The sequence below is a fragment of the Fibrobacter sp. UWH9 genome (genome assembly GCF_900129715.1).
In the GTDB taxonomy this organism is placed as follows: domain Bacteria; phylum Fibrobacterota; class Fibrobacteria; order Fibrobacterales; family Fibrobacteraceae; genus Fibrobacter.
This window is the reverse complement of the sequence record NZ_FQWP01000008.1, coordinates 78,929-94,344: the sequence shown is the minus strand read 5'-3', so window position 1 is coordinate 94,344 and position 15,416 is coordinate 78,929. Positions and strand designations below refer to the sequence as shown.

Genomic DNA, 15,416 nt, shown 5'->3' with positions numbered 1-15,416 from the left:
GGGGCTTGGCTCCCTTCGCTCTCAATAAATCTAACCAAAAAAAACAAGTTTTGTGAGAAAAAAATAACAAAATGAGGATTATCACATTGTTTTCGTGTATAGAGGGGCAAAACTTCTAAATTTGGGTGACATTTTTGATCTCCAGTAGTGTTACACGGGTATGAATAGGCAAGAAATCGCAAGCAAGATGGCTTTTTCCAGGCTTTATGAAAGCTATGGGCCAATGGTGTTTCGCCGATGCGTCGCCTTGTTGAAAGATGATGCGGAGGCTAGTGACATGATGCAGAACGTATTTTTGCGGATTTACGAACGTCGTGACTCGCTGGATTTGTCCTCTCCATCTAGTCTGCTGTGGAATACGGCAACCAGGTTATGCCTGAATCGGATCCGTGATAAGGCCCGCCGTGGCGTAAATACCTGCAGTGAAGACTTGCTTCTGCAGTTGGCGTCTTTAGACGATGAGGTGGATGCCTACGAAGCCGGCAGTGTCCTGAAAAAGATTTTTTCGAAGGAGCCCGAGTCTACCCGTACCATGGCCGTACTTCACTTTGTGGATGGAATGACTCTGGAGGAGACGGCCGAAGCTGTTGGACTTTCTGTAAGCGGAGTTCGTAAACGTTTACGCACACTGCAATCCAAGGTTAAGAATTTGGAGGTCAAATAATGAAAACGAAAATGAATGTATCCGATTTGAAATTGGAACAGTATTTGACAGGGGACCTGCCTTCTGATGAAATGCAGGAACTGCGTCGTCGTGAAGCGACTGATGAAATTTTCCGTGCTCGTCTGCAGGCAATGCGTGACGAAAATGCCAAAATTTTGGCGGACAATCCCTTTAGCAATTTGTCACCCCGACTTGATGAAATCGATAGGGGAATGTCCGGTGATTCTCGCATGGTGGCTCCCAGTCTGTTTTTGAAGGTTGCCGCCGTCATGGTTATCGCCCTGGGCATTTTTGCTGCAGTTTTTGTATCGGGTGGCGAAAGGAATCTTGGCGTGAAGGGTGTTGACGGTTCAACTTCTGAAGTCGCTATGGTTTCGGTTGATGATGGAACCCGCATCAAGGGGCTGGAAGCTCGGATGGAAGTCTGGAAGAAAAATGGTGAAACCGCTGTCCAGATGGAAAATCTGGGTGCCGCTAGCGAAGGCGATGAATTGCAACTCCGCTACTCGGTCCCTGAGAAGTGTTACGGCATTCTCTTTAGCATGGACGGTAACGGCGTCTTGACGGTGCACTTGGGTAATGGATCTGGATCCATCGCTCTGGAACCGGGTAAAATGGTGACTTTGCCTTTTGCGTATAAACTAGATGACGCTCCTCATTTTGAAAAGTTCTTTTTGATGACGTCCAGGAATACGTTTGCCATTGATGGAAATGATATTGATGCATCCTTGAAGCAGGAAGGCATTAAGGTTGTTGAATTTACGGTAAGCAAATTGGAAAAGTAGCGGGGGTTGAAAATGAAAAAGGTGTTGATTAAGGTTTTTGATAGTGTGGTTGGTGCGGGACCATGGAAAAGTATGATTGGTCTTTGCCTGCTTTCCTTTGCCATGTTGTTCCTTATGGTGGGGCGCATTCATGCTGCTGCCGCAGTTGCTCCGGGGTTGCCTTCGACGACCATCGATCGCTATGTGATTGCCATTAGCGCCAACAATGGCGGTAAGGGACGACCTGTTCTTCGCTATGCGGAATCCGATGCCAAATCTTTCGCGGCGGTGCTTAAGGATATGGGTGGAGTCAGTCAGAAGAATGTCTACCTGATCCAGGAACCTAGTGTGGCTTTTTTGAATGCCCACTTTGACAATGTGGACAAAATCCTGGCGAAGGGCAAGGGGAAAAGCGGCCGTGAGGAAGTGCTTGTCTATTACAGTGGCCATGCCGACGAAAAGGGACTGCATCTAGGTGAAGAAACTTACAGCTGGCAGGAATTCCGCAAACGTGTAGATGCCCTGAATGCCGATGTGAAGATTGCTGTCATCGATGCCTGTGGTTCCGGTGCCATTACCCGAGCCAAGGGAGGTGTGGCTGTTCCTGCCTTCATGGTAGACCAGAGTAGCGACATGAAGGGCTATGCCTTTATTACCAGCAGTACCCAGGATGAAGCTAGCCAGGAAAGCGATAAGTTGAGGGGTTCCTTTTTTACCCATTCCCTGGTGAGCGGTCTACGCGGTGCGGGAGACTTGAGCGGCGATGGCAAGGTGACATTGTCCGAGGCTTACCAGTTTGCCTTTAACGAAACTTTGCAGAAGACGGAGACCACCATGGGTGGAGCTCAGCACCCCAGTCGAGACATGAATCTGACGGGTACGGGTGATGTGGTGATGACGGACCTGCGCAGTACTAGTGCCGGTATGATTTTGGATGAAGGTATAGAAGGTCGAGTTTTTATTCGTGACGCCTCGAACGAACTGGTAGCTGAACTTTATAAGAAGTCCGGTAGATCGATGAGCCTTGGTCTTCCTGCAGGAAAGTACACGGTTCGTCTAGAAGGGAATGCTGACCTGAATGAAACGAATGTTGAACTTGCCAATGGAAAACAGCAGAAAGTGACCGTTCGAGACTTTAAGGCTGTATCCGCCGAAAAGACGGTGGCTCGTGGCGAAATCAAGTCTTCTGTTGTTGATGAGAATATGGAGGCCCGCTTTGATTCCCTGGATCATAATAGCAGATTTAGAACAACGTTTAATGCGGCGGATAAAGCCCACGAACCTCGTAAGGGCCTGATGATGGGTGTGTTCCTGTCGAAGTCGGATGATATTATGATTGGCGCTCAGGCAAGCCTGATTGGAAACCTGGCTGAAAATGATATGCACGGTATGCAGGTTTCCCCGATATTCAATATCGGCAAGAAAAATTTCCAGGGGTTGCAACTTTCCGGTGGCTTTAATTATGCGGGACATATGGATGGTCCGCAAATCGGTCCTGTGAATGTCATAACGAATACAAGTCCCAATGCGGTTCAGGTAGGTGCCGTTAACGTAGCAAGGAGCGCACGAGTTCAGGTTAGCTCAATTAATATCGCCAGGGATACCGTAAGTGCAACCCAGGTGGGTGCCATCAACATTGTAGGAACGACTAACGTTCAGGTGAGTGCGATAAATGTCGCTAGGGATGCCCATGTTCAGGTTAGCGCCATCAACGTGGCAAAGAAGGTTGACGATACCCAGATTGCTGTTATCAATGTAGCCGGTAAGGCGACGGGCCGCCAGTGGGGTGTCATCAACGTGGTGGGTCACGCCGAAAAGACTCCTATCGGTCTTATCAATATCGTTGGAAATGGTGTATGGAGTTTTACCGGATCCATCAACGAGATGAATGCCCCCGCCATGTCCGTTCATTTTGGTACGGCCTACCTGTTTACGGCACTTGAATTCTCCCGAGCCCTTCAGAAAGGTTTTGATGAATTCGAGGATGTCTATGAGAACGGCATCGGTCTCGGAACCCAGTTCGGCCAGTACGGTACTCATCTTGAACTGGAGTACATGTTCCTCCACGTTACGGATAAGTACGGCGAAGACCGTGAGGAAGAGGACTATAAGGGAAATTTCCACCATCGTATCCGTCTTGGCGGTACCGCCAGGCTGATTCAGGGAATCGGACTTTCCGCCGGCGCAACTTTGAATCTGGCCACGGAGGGTTATGGCGAAAGAATCCTCGTGGAACCCAAGGGAAAGTGGCATGACGACTGGAATTATCACGGTCATAAGGCGAAATTCTGGCCTGGAATGTATGCCGGTATAACATTTGGGCGATTCTAAATCCTCAAAATCTTCAAAAATCCTCAAAAAACGTGAAAAATGCAAAAAAGTCCCTCTTTTTTCGAGAGACTTTTTTATTTTCTTACAAAAAACATACACAAAGAGATGTAAATTCTGCTTATCATTTGGTTTTGAATTCAGGTATGGTATGGCTAAGCATAGTGATTTTATAGTACGTCAGAACGAGGCCGAAGCTAATAGAATTGTGGCTAGAGTGCTTCGGATGACTCTTTGCATTTTCTCTCTGGTGTTGATCCTGAACCTTTGCAGGGTATTCATTATCGACCAGAAGGTGATGCTTTCAGCCTTTGGTTTGAGTGCCCTGCTGCTTTTGGCTCCTACGGTCATTAACCGTTTTGTGGATAATGCCAACCCGAATTTAAAGTATCTGTATGTGATTCTGTCCAGCCTGTTCTTGCTGGTTATCGAAACCACCCTTTCGTTCCATGCGGTGGTGGTGTATGCGTTTCCTATCGCCCTGGCCTGCCTTTACTTTTCTAGGAAGCTGACTTTGCATATTTGGTTCCTGACGGTGGGCGTTTCCATTGTGGGGCAATTTGCCGGTTTCTATATGGGTTGCGTTCCCGACCAGAACTTCCTGGTCTTTAAACGTCTGGTGCTGTTCAGCATTTTGCCTAGAACCCTCTGCATTTTTAGTATCGGTAGCTTGATCTATTTTATTTCTGCCCGTACCACAAAGCTGGTGGATCGACAGATTGCAGATACGGCGAGAATCAAGGAACTGAATACGGACATGGTGATGGGTTTTGCTAACCTGGTTGAAAACCGTGACGAAAATACGGGTGGTCATGTCAAGCGCACTAGCCGTTATGTGGAATTGCTGGTGAAGGAACTGCACCGTCGTGGTGTGTACAAGGATATTATTAACCACGACTTTATTCACGACTTGGTGAATGCGGCTCCTATGCACGATATTGGAAAAATTGCCATTCCCGATCATATTTTGCAGAAGCCGGGAAAGCTGACCGACGAGGAATATGCCATTATGAAAACCCATGCGGAACAGGGTGGCCGAATTATTCGTCAGACCTTCTCCCATATTGGTAATGCCGGGTATAGGCAGATCGTTTATGACGTGGCTCAGTTCCATCACGAAAAATGGAATGGTCGCGGTTACCCGGAAGGCCGAAAGGGACAGGATATTCCCCTGGCTGCTCGCATTATGGCTGTTGCCGACGTATTCGATGCAGTTTCGCAGAAACGCTGTTACCGCGATGCAATCCCTCTTGATGAATGTTTTTCCATTATTGAAAAGGGCCGCGGAACGGATTTTGAGCCTATCCTTGTTGACGTATTTTTGGGGATGAAGGATCCTATCCGTCAGACCATGGATGAAATTGCCTAATTATTAGGTGACACTTATCGTTCTTTCTGGTGTTTAACGGTTTAGAATAGTAATTGCTAATTTCTAAATTGGTAGACAAGCGCGAGAGACGATTTGAAAAAACTTCTTTTATACCTTGCAATGTTTTTGTTGCCTGTCTTGGCAGTGGCGCAGGAAGCCGCTGGTGAGGGGGCGTCTCTTGCTGCACAGAAAGGGATTCTGTTTTACGGCATGGTTCAGGATTCTTCCTTTGCTCCCGGTGAAAAACTGAATGTGGAAATTCTTGAAACTGGCGAAGCCCTGCAAACGGTCGTGGGTGAAAATTTCCAGGTGATGCTTCCCGAAGATACCCTGTGGAATGTTTGCGTTACCAATTCCGACATCAGTGGCGCCGAAAAGGAAAAATGCTATGAGTTGGTCTACCATGGCCAGGATAGTGTTTTTAGCTCAGTCATTGGCGATGCCGGGTTGACGGAATCTGTTGCCGAGGCTAATGAGGGAACTACTGGTACGGCTGATGGTGACGATTCCAAGACTGCTGTGGCTGCAGCAGATTCCGTGGAACCGCGAAACGACTCGCTACAGAACGATCCTCAGGAAAAAGATGTAGATGTGGATGCCCTTTTGGCTGCAGGAAGCAACGGCAAGGTGACCGAAATGAAGAAGGTGGTGGTGCAGTTACGTCGTCGCCCCAAGCGCAAACCTGGTGAGTCCGTTGTTAGCGCCAAGAGTATCAAGCGCATGCCCGGCCTAGGCGAAGCGGATGTGATCCGCAGTATCCAGCAGTTGCCCGGTGTGGTTGCCAGTTCTGACTTCAGTACGAAAATTTATGTGCGCGGTGGGGCCGCCGACCAGAATCTGTTCCTGTATGATAACGCGGTGGTGTATTCTCCAACCCATTTCTTCGGATTGTTCAGTACCTTCCTGGTGGAAACCATTGACGGTGTGCAGTTCTACAAGAGTGGATTCCCTGCCCAGTACGGCAACCGTCTGAGTTCCGTTTTGAAAATGGATGGTCGCGCCGGAGGTAGCGATACTACGGAGGAATGGTTCAGCCGTAGCAGCGTTAAGATTAGCACTTTTGCCGCCCAGCTCCATACCGAAGGCCATGTGGGTGATGCCCGTTGGGTGATCGCTGGCCGTACCACTTACATCGGCTATATGCTGGATTTGTGCCGGGCCCTGGGTGTTCTGGATTTGGCCATCGATTACGAGTTTACCGATTTGCAGGGAACGTTCATGTATGATTTCGATCAGGATACCCGATTGAAGTTCAGCTTCTACACCGGCAAGGACGTTCTTGAATTTGATCCCCTTTATGTGGACTGGGGTAATGTGGCTGTTCCCATTAATTTCTACCACCGCTTTGGCGATTGGGATTATAATGCCACTTTGGCGTACAGCCGTTTTTACCAGACAATGAAATTGACGGACTTGATTAATATCGGTCAGGACCTTTATACCTTTGCGGCAAAGCAGTGGCTCAATTTCCGCGGAATCGATAATCATGTTCTAACCTTTGGCTATGAACTGGAATATGACTGGGATAAGTTCTATGAATACATTTCCAGTATGAGGGTGGAAGATGTCCAGAAGCCTTTGCACCATGTTCTTTATGGGCAGGATGCCTGGCGCCTGAATGAGGACTGGCTGTTTACTTATGGGTTGCGTCTGAATTATCAGGACCTGTCCAAGGATTTTGGAATTGAACCTCGCCTGTCTCTGGTGTGGAACATCGATGATCGGAAGACTTTGGAATTTTATGCTGGACACTACCTGCAGTATATGAACTCCATTATGTTCGGTGATGGCGAAGCTCTTAACGAATTCTACTACCCGTCGGTAACTACCAGCAAGGGTAAGCACTTGAAGCCCGCTCGATCCAACCTCTTTGCGGTGGAATACAAACAGGCCCAGATTGCAGATGAACTTGATTTTATTGCAGGCGCCTATTTCAAGACGCAGAACAACTTGAACACCTTCATGATGGTTCAGGATTCAACAGATGAAACCGCTTCTGCGGACTTTTTGATGGCGGATAATTTCGGAACGGCCGAAGGTTATTCCATGGGCTACGAACTTTCACTCCGTCGTGAAAAGGGTGCAATCTTCGGTGGCATTAACTGGAGCCAGAGTCTCAGCGTTCTTAAAAGCAATGACGGTACTAAACCCTATTTCCCCAGTTGGCACCAGCCCTATGCCTTAAAGCTGGATGCGGGTATTAACTGGAGGGGTGAAGATGGATTAAAGCCTCACAAGGTTAAGGGACGTTACTTTAGGTCTTCTGTGGTCATGAAGTATTCTGCAGGCATGCCTATCAGTGAATATCTAGGCTATTTCTACCAGCAGAAAATGGAAGATCAGAAGTATACCGATAATATCCAGGTTATCCCTGGTTCCCGCAATGCAGGCCGCCAGACGCCCTACTTCCGTATTGACGTAAAGGCCATCGATATTGGACGTGAAAACAAGTGGAACTTCAGCTGGACCATTATCAATCTGACGGACCACGAAAACATGTTCTATTCCTACTACGATACCGACAAGAACCCGCCGGAGTATAGCTCGATTTCTCAGTTCCCCTTTTTGCCGATCATGATCAATTATGAGTATTACTTCTAATAGGTGTGAGGCTTCTCGGACAAGAAAAGCCTTAACTCGTGTTTTGCTTCCTACTGTTTACTTCCTACTATCTACTATTCTCGCGGCCTGTGATTTTCAGGGGCCTTGGACTTACTATCCGGAAGAGACGGAAGTGTACCGCGGTATCTATACTTTCGGCTATATCGTAGCCGATGAATCGCCCTATGTCTGCTTTTCCAAGGTGTATGAATTGGACGAAACCTCTGCGGAAAATTTCGCTTTCTATGATAGTGCCAGTGTGACGGTGTCAGGAAATTTTGGCCGTGCAGAAGGGGATTCTGTAGCCCAGTTGCAATCTCTGGAATCCAAAGGAAAGCCTAATTGCTTTGGTATGGATGAAGTGGGTTATGCAGGTATTCCTGGCAAATCCTACACTATGAATGCAACCTTCAAGTGGGATAGCGCAGGCCACAAGGTGACTTCCAAGATGAAGGCTGAAACGAATATTCCTGCCAAGATTCATGCTAAGGGCGTCATTCCGCCTAGTGTCAAGGATGATGCCGCCTTTGTCAAAAATGATTACAGCTACTTGCCTTTTGAATTCCTGGGATTTCCTAATGATGTGAAGACCTATAAAATTCCCATGGAGTATGACGAAAGTGTCCGTGGTGTTCTTATGACCATGTCCTACGATAAGATGGAAGGTGGAGAGTCCATGAATACCACCATAAACAATATGCTGGGTTCGTTCTTGGATCCCGACTCCACTGGTTATGGCGGCGTTTCAACAAAGAAGCCTGAAGAAAGTACGGCTAGCATGGGCTTTATGACCCGTATGATGGTGGCCGGTCGAAATTCGTTGGACACAATGGAGTATCCCGGAATGACTGTTCCTGTCGGCAAGTCTACCATTTATTTCTATGCTACCGATCAGGCTTATTCGGATTATGTGAATACGGTGCTGGAGGCCATCAGTGATTCCCGTGTGGTGCCCAAGAGCAACGTGAACGGAGGAACGGGCGTGTTTAGCGGCATGCTGAAGGATTCCTTGCTGATGGAAGTGTCTGCAGAAAATTATGTGACGTACACGCATATGCGTGGCTGGGATTGCCTGCAGGAAGGTGGCATGGCGGAACATGTTCCGTTTGAAACGAAGTGGTGCCGCTTAATAGAGGAATCGGTTTGTGTTGAGAAAGAGCAGACGGATGATGGTGTAAAGGTAAATCTCCTCGCAATCAAGAGCCATTGTGTTTCTGTTGCCGAAAAGGTCAGAATTGAATTGTCTGACACTTATGATTTTAAGGTGGCGTGGAATGACTACATCGATGAAATTGCCAAGAACGATGATGAATGGTGGTGGGGCCGTGGAAACCGTGATAAGATTGTTTCTCAGAAGAATTCCATCAATGATAAGGCTTTGTTCATGTTCTGCGCAAACAGCGATTTTGTAAGCAACCGTGTGGCCAGTTGCGATAGTCTGCTTGAACAGTGCCAGATAAATCTGGAAAAAAATAAGTGCAAGGAATCCCTTTGGGAATGGTGTTCTGACCGTGACTGGAATATTTCTGAATATCCTCAGTGCGGGACCGCCTTGGTTAGCCGTTATTATCTTGAAGAAATCCAGTCTCCGATTTTGAAAAGGGTGGTGGACAATTGGTGCAAGGAACACCCCAAGGATGCACAGTGCAAGCGGTAACAGAATTTGTAATTTGAAGTGTTTAAGAGAACGAGTATGAATATGAAAATAAAAACACTGGCTTTTTTAATGTTCGTTGCGGTGTTTGCCGGTAACGTCTTCGCCGACGTGGATTCCGACATTCGGGATCTGCAACTGCAGAAGGAAACCCTTAACAGCGAAATCGCAAAATTGAATTCGCAGATTTCCGCTACGGATTCCATGCTGAAGGCAGACGAAAAACGCTATAAGACTTTGCAGGATCGCTATAAGTCGGACTCGGAACGTCGTAAGGCTGAAATCGATTCCTTGAATACCAAGATCAAGGCTGTTGCCGCTCAGCTGAATGATGAACGCAACAAGCAGGCTCGTGCCAAGAACCGTAGCGACAATGTGGCCGCCAAGCGCAAGGCGCTCATGACCACGTTGGCTTCCCTCAGCAAGCAGCTGGAATTTCAGGTGGGGCAGACTTTGCCTTGGAATCGTGACGTTCGCCTGGACCGTGTAAAGTCCCTGACCCGCGATATAGAAAGTGGAAACGCTTCTGCCGAAGAATCTTTCTCCCGCCTCAAGGCGCTCATTGCCGAAGAGACCAAGTTTGGTGATGAAGTGGCCATCATCAATTCTCCGCTGACCCGTAAAAATGGTGAACTGATCAACGCACAGATTTTGCGTATCGGAAATCAGTGGATGGTCTACGCCGATGAAAATGCAACGGTTTTCGGTTCCCTGGTTCGCAAGTGTGCCGGCGATGCGGGCAAGGGCTGTGCTTCTGTAGAATACGAATGGAATGAAGACCTGAATTTGGAAGAACGTGCCGCAGTAAAGTTTGCCATCGATGTGAAACAGGCCAAGAAGCCGCCTCAGATGGTAACGCTGCCCGTAAGCCTCTCTATTGTGAAGGAGGGCAAGTAATGAAGAACTTGATTCTGATTGCCTTGTTGTGCGTTTCCTCTGCTTTTGCCTGGCCTTGGTCCAGCGACAAGAAGTCTGCCGCAGTCGATAGCGCCTTGATTTTGGATTCCCTGAAACGTGAGGAATTCAAGAACTTGCAGCGTGAAGTGGACGCCCTTACCCGCATTCGTTTGCAGAAGGCCGATTCCCTTGAAAAACTGGAAGCTGAACATTGGCGTAAGCGATATAATGAAACTCAGCTGACAGAAGAACATCAAACTGAAACCCGAGAATTGGATGGCCGCTATTCCAAGCTTTCTACGGATTTAGGCCGCGTCAACGAAGAAGTTCAGGCCAGCAAGGATCTGACGACGGATGCGGAAGAAAAGGCAAAGTCCGATGAAGGGGCTTACGATAATTTCAATACCCAGGTGAAACTGGCCGTTGAAAAATCCCTGGGCGAAGTGACGGGTGATTATCCGGTGGGAATGAACGATCGTCTGTTGCGCCTGAAGAAAGCCCAGAATGATGCGGATGCCAAGAATCCCAATACGCTTGCCGCCATGCGTGCCTACCTGGAAGATGTTCTGGGTCGACATGAACTGACCTACACTCAGTCTTACGGTAACGAAAAATCCCAGGTGGGAAGCCGCCCCGATGTTAACGTGAACCGCCTGCGTCTGGGTACGGTGTTTCTGGGCGAAGTGGCTACAGACGGATCTGCCGATGGTCTTGGCGAAGTTCAGGCCCTGCTCCGTTCCGGTGCTCTGCAGGGTAAGATTTTCGAATGGAATTCAACCTTGCCCATGGAACTTTCTGCAGGTATTCGTGGTGCTGTAAACGAAGCCGGTTCCGCTCCGGCCGTGGTCAGCGTCCCGCTGGATGTTCTCCAGAATAAGGCTGTAAAGAATTCCATTACCGATACCAAGGAATTGACCTGGAAAGAGGAACTGCAGGCTTTCTTCAAGAAGGGTGGCATTGTGATGTACCCCTTGATGCTGGTGGCCGCTTTCGCCTTGCTCCTGTGCCTGGAACGTTTTATCATGCTCACAGTCCGTGGTCGCGTCGGCCGCCGTTTTGTGAAGAAGGTGCATTCCCTGGTTGATGAAAAGCGTTATGATGATGCCGCCAATTATTGCCTGAAGCATATGAATAGCCTTTCCATGGTTATGTTTGCGGTGGTGAATCGCGCCAGGGATTCCCGCGAAACGGCGGAGCGTGCCTTGCAGGAAGCCTTGCTTCGTGAACAGCCGAAACTGGAACGCAGAATGGGATTGCTTGCCGCCATGGGTTCCATCGCCCCGCTGTTGGGCTTGCTGGGTACTGTGACCGGTATTATCACCTTGTTCAACGTGATTACGGAAGTGGGAACTAATGATGCCCGCGTTTTGGCTGGAGGTATTTCTGAAGCCCTTGTTACGACAGAAACCGGTTTGATTATTGCCATTCCCGTGATGATTCTGCATGGCCTTCTCAGTGAAAAAATCGAGAAGGTGACCAGCGAACTTTATGTGCAGAGTACGACCTTGTTGAATAAGATTTTCCCCAAGGCATAGAATTGAATAACAGTTGGTACATATTCATAGAAGCTTTGCAGAGCACTTATGGCGCCGGCGGCGTCGTGATGCTCCCTATTCTGCTGTGCGGTGCCATCGGATTCTATTTTCTGTATTCTGCCTGGATTCGCATTGGCCGAGATATCTTCCGTAAGGATGTCCACAAGGTTGTGGATCGCCTTCGCAAGGACTTGCATGAAAGTGTAAGCGGCCGCGGTTTAACCGCCCGTAGGCATTTGAAGAAACGTGGCGGAATTGTGGCCCGTGAACTTCATTTGGCCTTGAAGGTGGCTATCGATACTCCGGCAGATTATCAGGACTACATGCAAGTGCGCATGATCAAGACCGTGCGCTATATGCAGCAGGGAACTCACATTGTTTCGGTGATGGCGGCTGCGGCTCCGTTGTTGGGTTTGCTTGGAACCGTTACCGGCATGGTGTCTACCTTTGAAGTTATTACCCTTTACGGAAACCAGAATCCGGTCCTTATGGCAGACGGTATTTCTGAAGCTCTAATTTCTACACAGAGCGGTTTGCTCATTGCGTTTCCGCTGACCTTGTTAAAACAGCGCCTGGACGAGCGTATTGAATACCTGACTCAACAGTTAGAACTTGGCGCTACGATTATTGAAAACTGGACCTCTGGTCGGGAATAATGAGGCTGATTATGAAATTCAAATTTTTTGTTTTGCTCGCCCTGGGCCTCGTTTCAATGAGCTGCTCTTCTAAGGAATCCGCTGAAGAATATAAGGCGGGAAAAAACGAAGTGACGGCTGAACCCGCGGTTGAAATTTCCATGGAAATCGTAAATGGGGAATCCTTCGTAGATGCCCGCGATAACCAGGTGTACCGCTATGTGAAAATTGGCGACGCTGTCTGGATGAAGGATAATCTGAGGTTCGCTTCCGAAAAAAGTTTCTGCAATCAGGAATATGGCGGCTGCGACAAGGTGGGCCGTTATTACACCATCGAGGAATTGTCGGCCTTGTGCCCTGAAGGCTGGAGGATACCCAAGGCTAAGGATTTTGCGGCCATGCAGAAGGCCTGCAAGAAAAATCCGGGATTCTGTCTATGGCACGAATTTGAAAAGCAGGGCTCTGACGAAATTGGGTTCTCTGCCTTGGCGCTGGGACGTTACGACTTGCACGTCTCCAAATTTTCTGAGGTTGGAACGCGGGCTTATTTCTGGAGCGAAACGAACGGAAAGGCGAAAGATGTATTTACCCTTAAAAAAGGGGAGTATGCCAGCAGCATCAACCGTGCCGAAAAATCAGATGCCTTTGCGGTTCGCTGTGTGAAGATGTAGGATTTTGGGTTCGCAAAAAAACAAAGCATACCTTTAGAGTAAGAGTTAAAAAATGGATTTTAATTTACCTCGCCGAAAGCAAAAGGATATGGGCATCGATATGGGCCCTTTGATGGACATTGTGTTCATCTTGCTGATTTTCTTTGTGGTGACTTCTAGCTTTACTCGCGAAACTGGCGTGGATGTGACAAAGCCCGAAGCCCAGAGTGCCTCGCAGCTGGAAAAGGAAAACATCCTGGTGGCCATTACCCGCGAAGGTACAATCCACATTAACGAACGTCAGGTGGATTTGGCCAGCCTGCAGGATATTCTAAAGCAGACTCTTGCAAAGACGCCTGATCGTGAAGCCGTGATTATTGCGGATAAGGGTGCGGAAACTGGGGTGCTGGTTCAAGTAATCGACGCCTGTAATTTAAGTGGAGTGAAAAAAGTGTCAATCGCTGCACAAGCGGACTAAACAATGAATTATGAGATATGAATTACGAGATACGAAAGAAGTAAGCTGTGTGGACAGTCATTCTGAACTTGTTTCAGAATCCCATGAATGCACGAGACCCTAAATATCTCATATCTCGTAACTCATATTTGCCTTTCGCCTTATGATAAAGTTTGTTCTAAAACTGGTTAAACGTTTTTCTGTGCTGATTGTTGCAGTACTCAGCAGCCTTCTGCTGGTGTTTTCGGTGACGGTCGCAAACTTGTTCATTTCTGGAAAGATGAATGCCCAGAAGAAATTCGTAAAAACAGAAGTTGCCGTAAAGAAACCCGAAGAAGTCCAGAAGAAACAGGAACAGAAAAAGCCTGCCCGCAAACCTAACCGTCAGAAGTCCAATTCCCGTTCCCCCAAGGCGGGCCCCCGCATGGCCATGAATCTTGGGGTTGCTGGAGGCGGTGGCGGTGCGGCCATTAGCGAGGAACTGGTCTCTGATTTTCGCGGTGGCGCCATGGCCAATCAGTCTGGCGATGTCGACAAGAAACCTAATAGCAGATCTATGCCCCAGTTTGAAGTCCCCGCCCAGATTCGTGATCGCGAAATTGACGCCAGCCTGCGTTTGACTTTCTGCGTCGATGCCAGCGGGCGTGCCTATGATATCCGCATTGTGGAGGAATCTCCGGCGGGATCTGGCCTTGGCCAGGCTGGTAAGGATGCCTTGAACCGTATGACTTTTGAACCTGCAGAAAAAGATGGTAAGGCGGTGCCTTTCTGCGGAATGGAACAACCGTTCGAGGTGAAGTTCCATGATTAGGACTAAACGAGCCTTGAAGGGCCTGATTATTCTTTTCGCATTTGTTCTAGCGATTCCTGCATTTGCGGCACAGTCTGCATCGGATGTTATGGATCGCGCCAATGCTCTTTATCGTGAAGGCCGTTTTAAGCAGGCCATCACATTGTATCGCAAGGCGGCTGACCGCGGGGCTGATCCCGTTGCGGTAAGTTTCAATATTGCCAATTCCTATTATCAGTCCGAAAAGTATCCCGAGGCTGCAGCAAGCTACCGTAAGGCGGTAGACTATTCCAATGGAACTTTCGCTCCGGCACTGTTTAATATGGCCAGCGTTTACTTTAGATTGAAGCAGTTCCCAGAATGCGTGGCCGCTTATCATCGTGCGTTAAAGCTGGAACCTAATAACATTAGCGGCTGGCTTTATCTTGGCGAAGCCTACAGCAAGACGGGCGATAAGATTGGCGCCTTGAAGGCAGTAGAAAAAGCCTATGCCTTGGACAAGTCCGACATTAGCATTGTGTACCAGCTATCAGAAGCGAACATTGCTGTAGACGATTTTGATCGCGCTGTTGCCGTGATTCGCGAAGGCTATACTTCCCACCCGGAAGAAATTGACTTCCTGGTTTACCTGGGTGATGTTTTCCGCCTGCAGAAAAATTATGAGCAGAGCGCAGGCGCTTACCGCGAAGCCCTTTCCATTCGTCCCGACGATGTGAATACCATGTATAAGCTTGCCGACGTCCTTGTTGAAGACAACAAGCAGTTTGTGGCCATGGATATTCTGAATAATGTCTTGCAGATCAAGCCGGATTTTGTGGATGCGGCCATCTTCCTCGGGAACCTGGCTTATGACGCCAAGTTCCTGGAACGTGCAGAATCTGCTTATGAGATTGCAGCGAAACATGGCAACGCCGAAGCGGTTTATGGTTTCAAGAATCTGGCTTATGACGCCCACGCCCAGAAACGGGATGACGAAGCCCTTCGAATTCTGAATCTCGCTCTTAAGTATTATCCTGACGATGCCACAATTCAGGTTGACATTCTGGATCTGACGTCCAGCCAATAAATCAAC

Annotated in this window: 13 protein-coding genes; all 13 read left to right on the top strand. The window is 48.3% G+C overall.

What is annotated here, in order from left to right:
* Positions 1–160: 160 nt before the first annotated feature.
* The gene (locus tag BUB94_RS08775) at positions 161–664 is read left to right on the top strand and encodes an RNA polymerase sigma factor (protein WP_073159717.1); all 504 of its coding nucleotides are present in this window, start codon (positions 161–163) and stop codon (positions 662–664) included.
* Positions 664–1,449: a hypothetical protein gene (locus tag BUB94_RS08770; RefSeq protein ID WP_073236058.1), complete on the top strand. Its 786-nt coding sequence runs from the start codon at positions 664–666 to the stop codon at positions 1,447–1,449. The genes BUB94_RS08775 and BUB94_RS08770 overlap by 1 nt, the downstream gene beginning before the upstream one ends.
* Before the next feature lie 12 nt (positions 1,450–1,461).
* Positions 1,462–3,759, top strand: a complete 2,298-nt coding sequence (locus BUB94_RS08765) for a caspase family protein (protein ID WP_073236055.1) — start codon at positions 1,462–1,464, stop codon at positions 3,757–3,759.
* A 148-nt stretch (positions 3,760–3,907) separates the two neighbouring features.
* On the top strand, positions 3,908–5,125 hold the full coding sequence (locus BUB94_RS08760; RefSeq protein WP_083538196.1) for an HD-GYP domain-containing protein: 1,218 nt from the start codon (positions 3,908–3,910) through the stop codon (positions 5,123–5,125).
* A gap of 120 nt (positions 5,126–5,245) precedes the next feature.
* A complete protein-coding gene (locus BUB94_RS08755; RefSeq protein WP_073236049.1) occupies positions 5,246–7,726 on the top strand; it encodes a TonB-dependent receptor plug domain-containing protein in 2,481 nt (826 codons plus the stop codon).
* Between the two features lie 133 nt (positions 7,727–7,859).
* A complete protein-coding gene (locus BUB94_RS08750) occupies positions 7,860–9,383 on the top strand; it encodes a hypothetical protein (protein ID WP_073236047.1) in 1,524 nt (507 codons plus the stop codon).
* 36 nt (positions 9,384–9,419) lie between these two features.
* Positions 9,420–10,277 carry a DUF3450 family protein gene (locus BUB94_RS08745; protein WP_249269372.1) on the top strand — a complete coding sequence of 286 codons (858 nt, stop codon included), beginning with the start codon at positions 9,420–9,422 and terminating at the stop codon, positions 10,275–10,277.
* A complete protein-coding gene (locus BUB94_RS08740) occupies positions 10,277–11,812 on the top strand; it encodes a MotA/TolQ/ExbB proton channel family protein (protein WP_083538195.1) in 1,536 nt (511 codons plus the stop codon). The genes BUB94_RS08745 and BUB94_RS08740 overlap by 1 nt, the downstream gene beginning before the upstream one ends.
* 35 nt (positions 11,813–11,847) lie before the next feature.
* The gene (locus BUB94_RS08735) at positions 11,848–12,468 is read left to right on the top strand and encodes a MotA/TolQ/ExbB proton channel family protein (RefSeq protein WP_254793712.1); all 621 of its coding nucleotides are present in this window, start codon (positions 11,848–11,850) and stop codon (positions 12,466–12,468) included.
* Between the two features lie 11 nt (positions 12,469–12,479).
* Entirely contained in the window at positions 12,480–13,118 is a 639-nt protein-coding gene (locus BUB94_RS08730; protein WP_175549698.1) for an FISUMP domain-containing protein, read from the top strand.
* 52 nt (positions 13,119–13,170) lie between these two features.
* Complete coding sequence (locus BUB94_RS08725) at positions 13,171–13,575, top strand: ExbD/TolR family protein (protein ID WP_073159736.1); 405 nt, start codon at positions 13,171–13,173, stop codon at positions 13,573–13,575.
* Between the two features lie 142 nt (positions 13,576–13,717).
* Positions 13,718–14,365, top strand: coding sequence for an energy transducer TonB (locus tag BUB94_RS08720; RefSeq protein WP_249269373.1), 648 nt, complete (start codon positions 13,718–13,720; stop codon positions 14,363–14,365).
* Positions 14,358–15,410, top strand: a complete 1,053-nt coding sequence (locus tag BUB94_RS08715) for a tetratricopeptide repeat protein (RefSeq protein ID WP_249506079.1) — start codon at positions 14,358–14,360, stop codon at positions 15,408–15,410. Before BUB94_RS08720 ends, BUB94_RS08715 begins: the two co-directional genes overlap by 8 nt.
* The last annotated feature ends 6 nt before the right edge of the window (positions 15,411–15,416 follow it).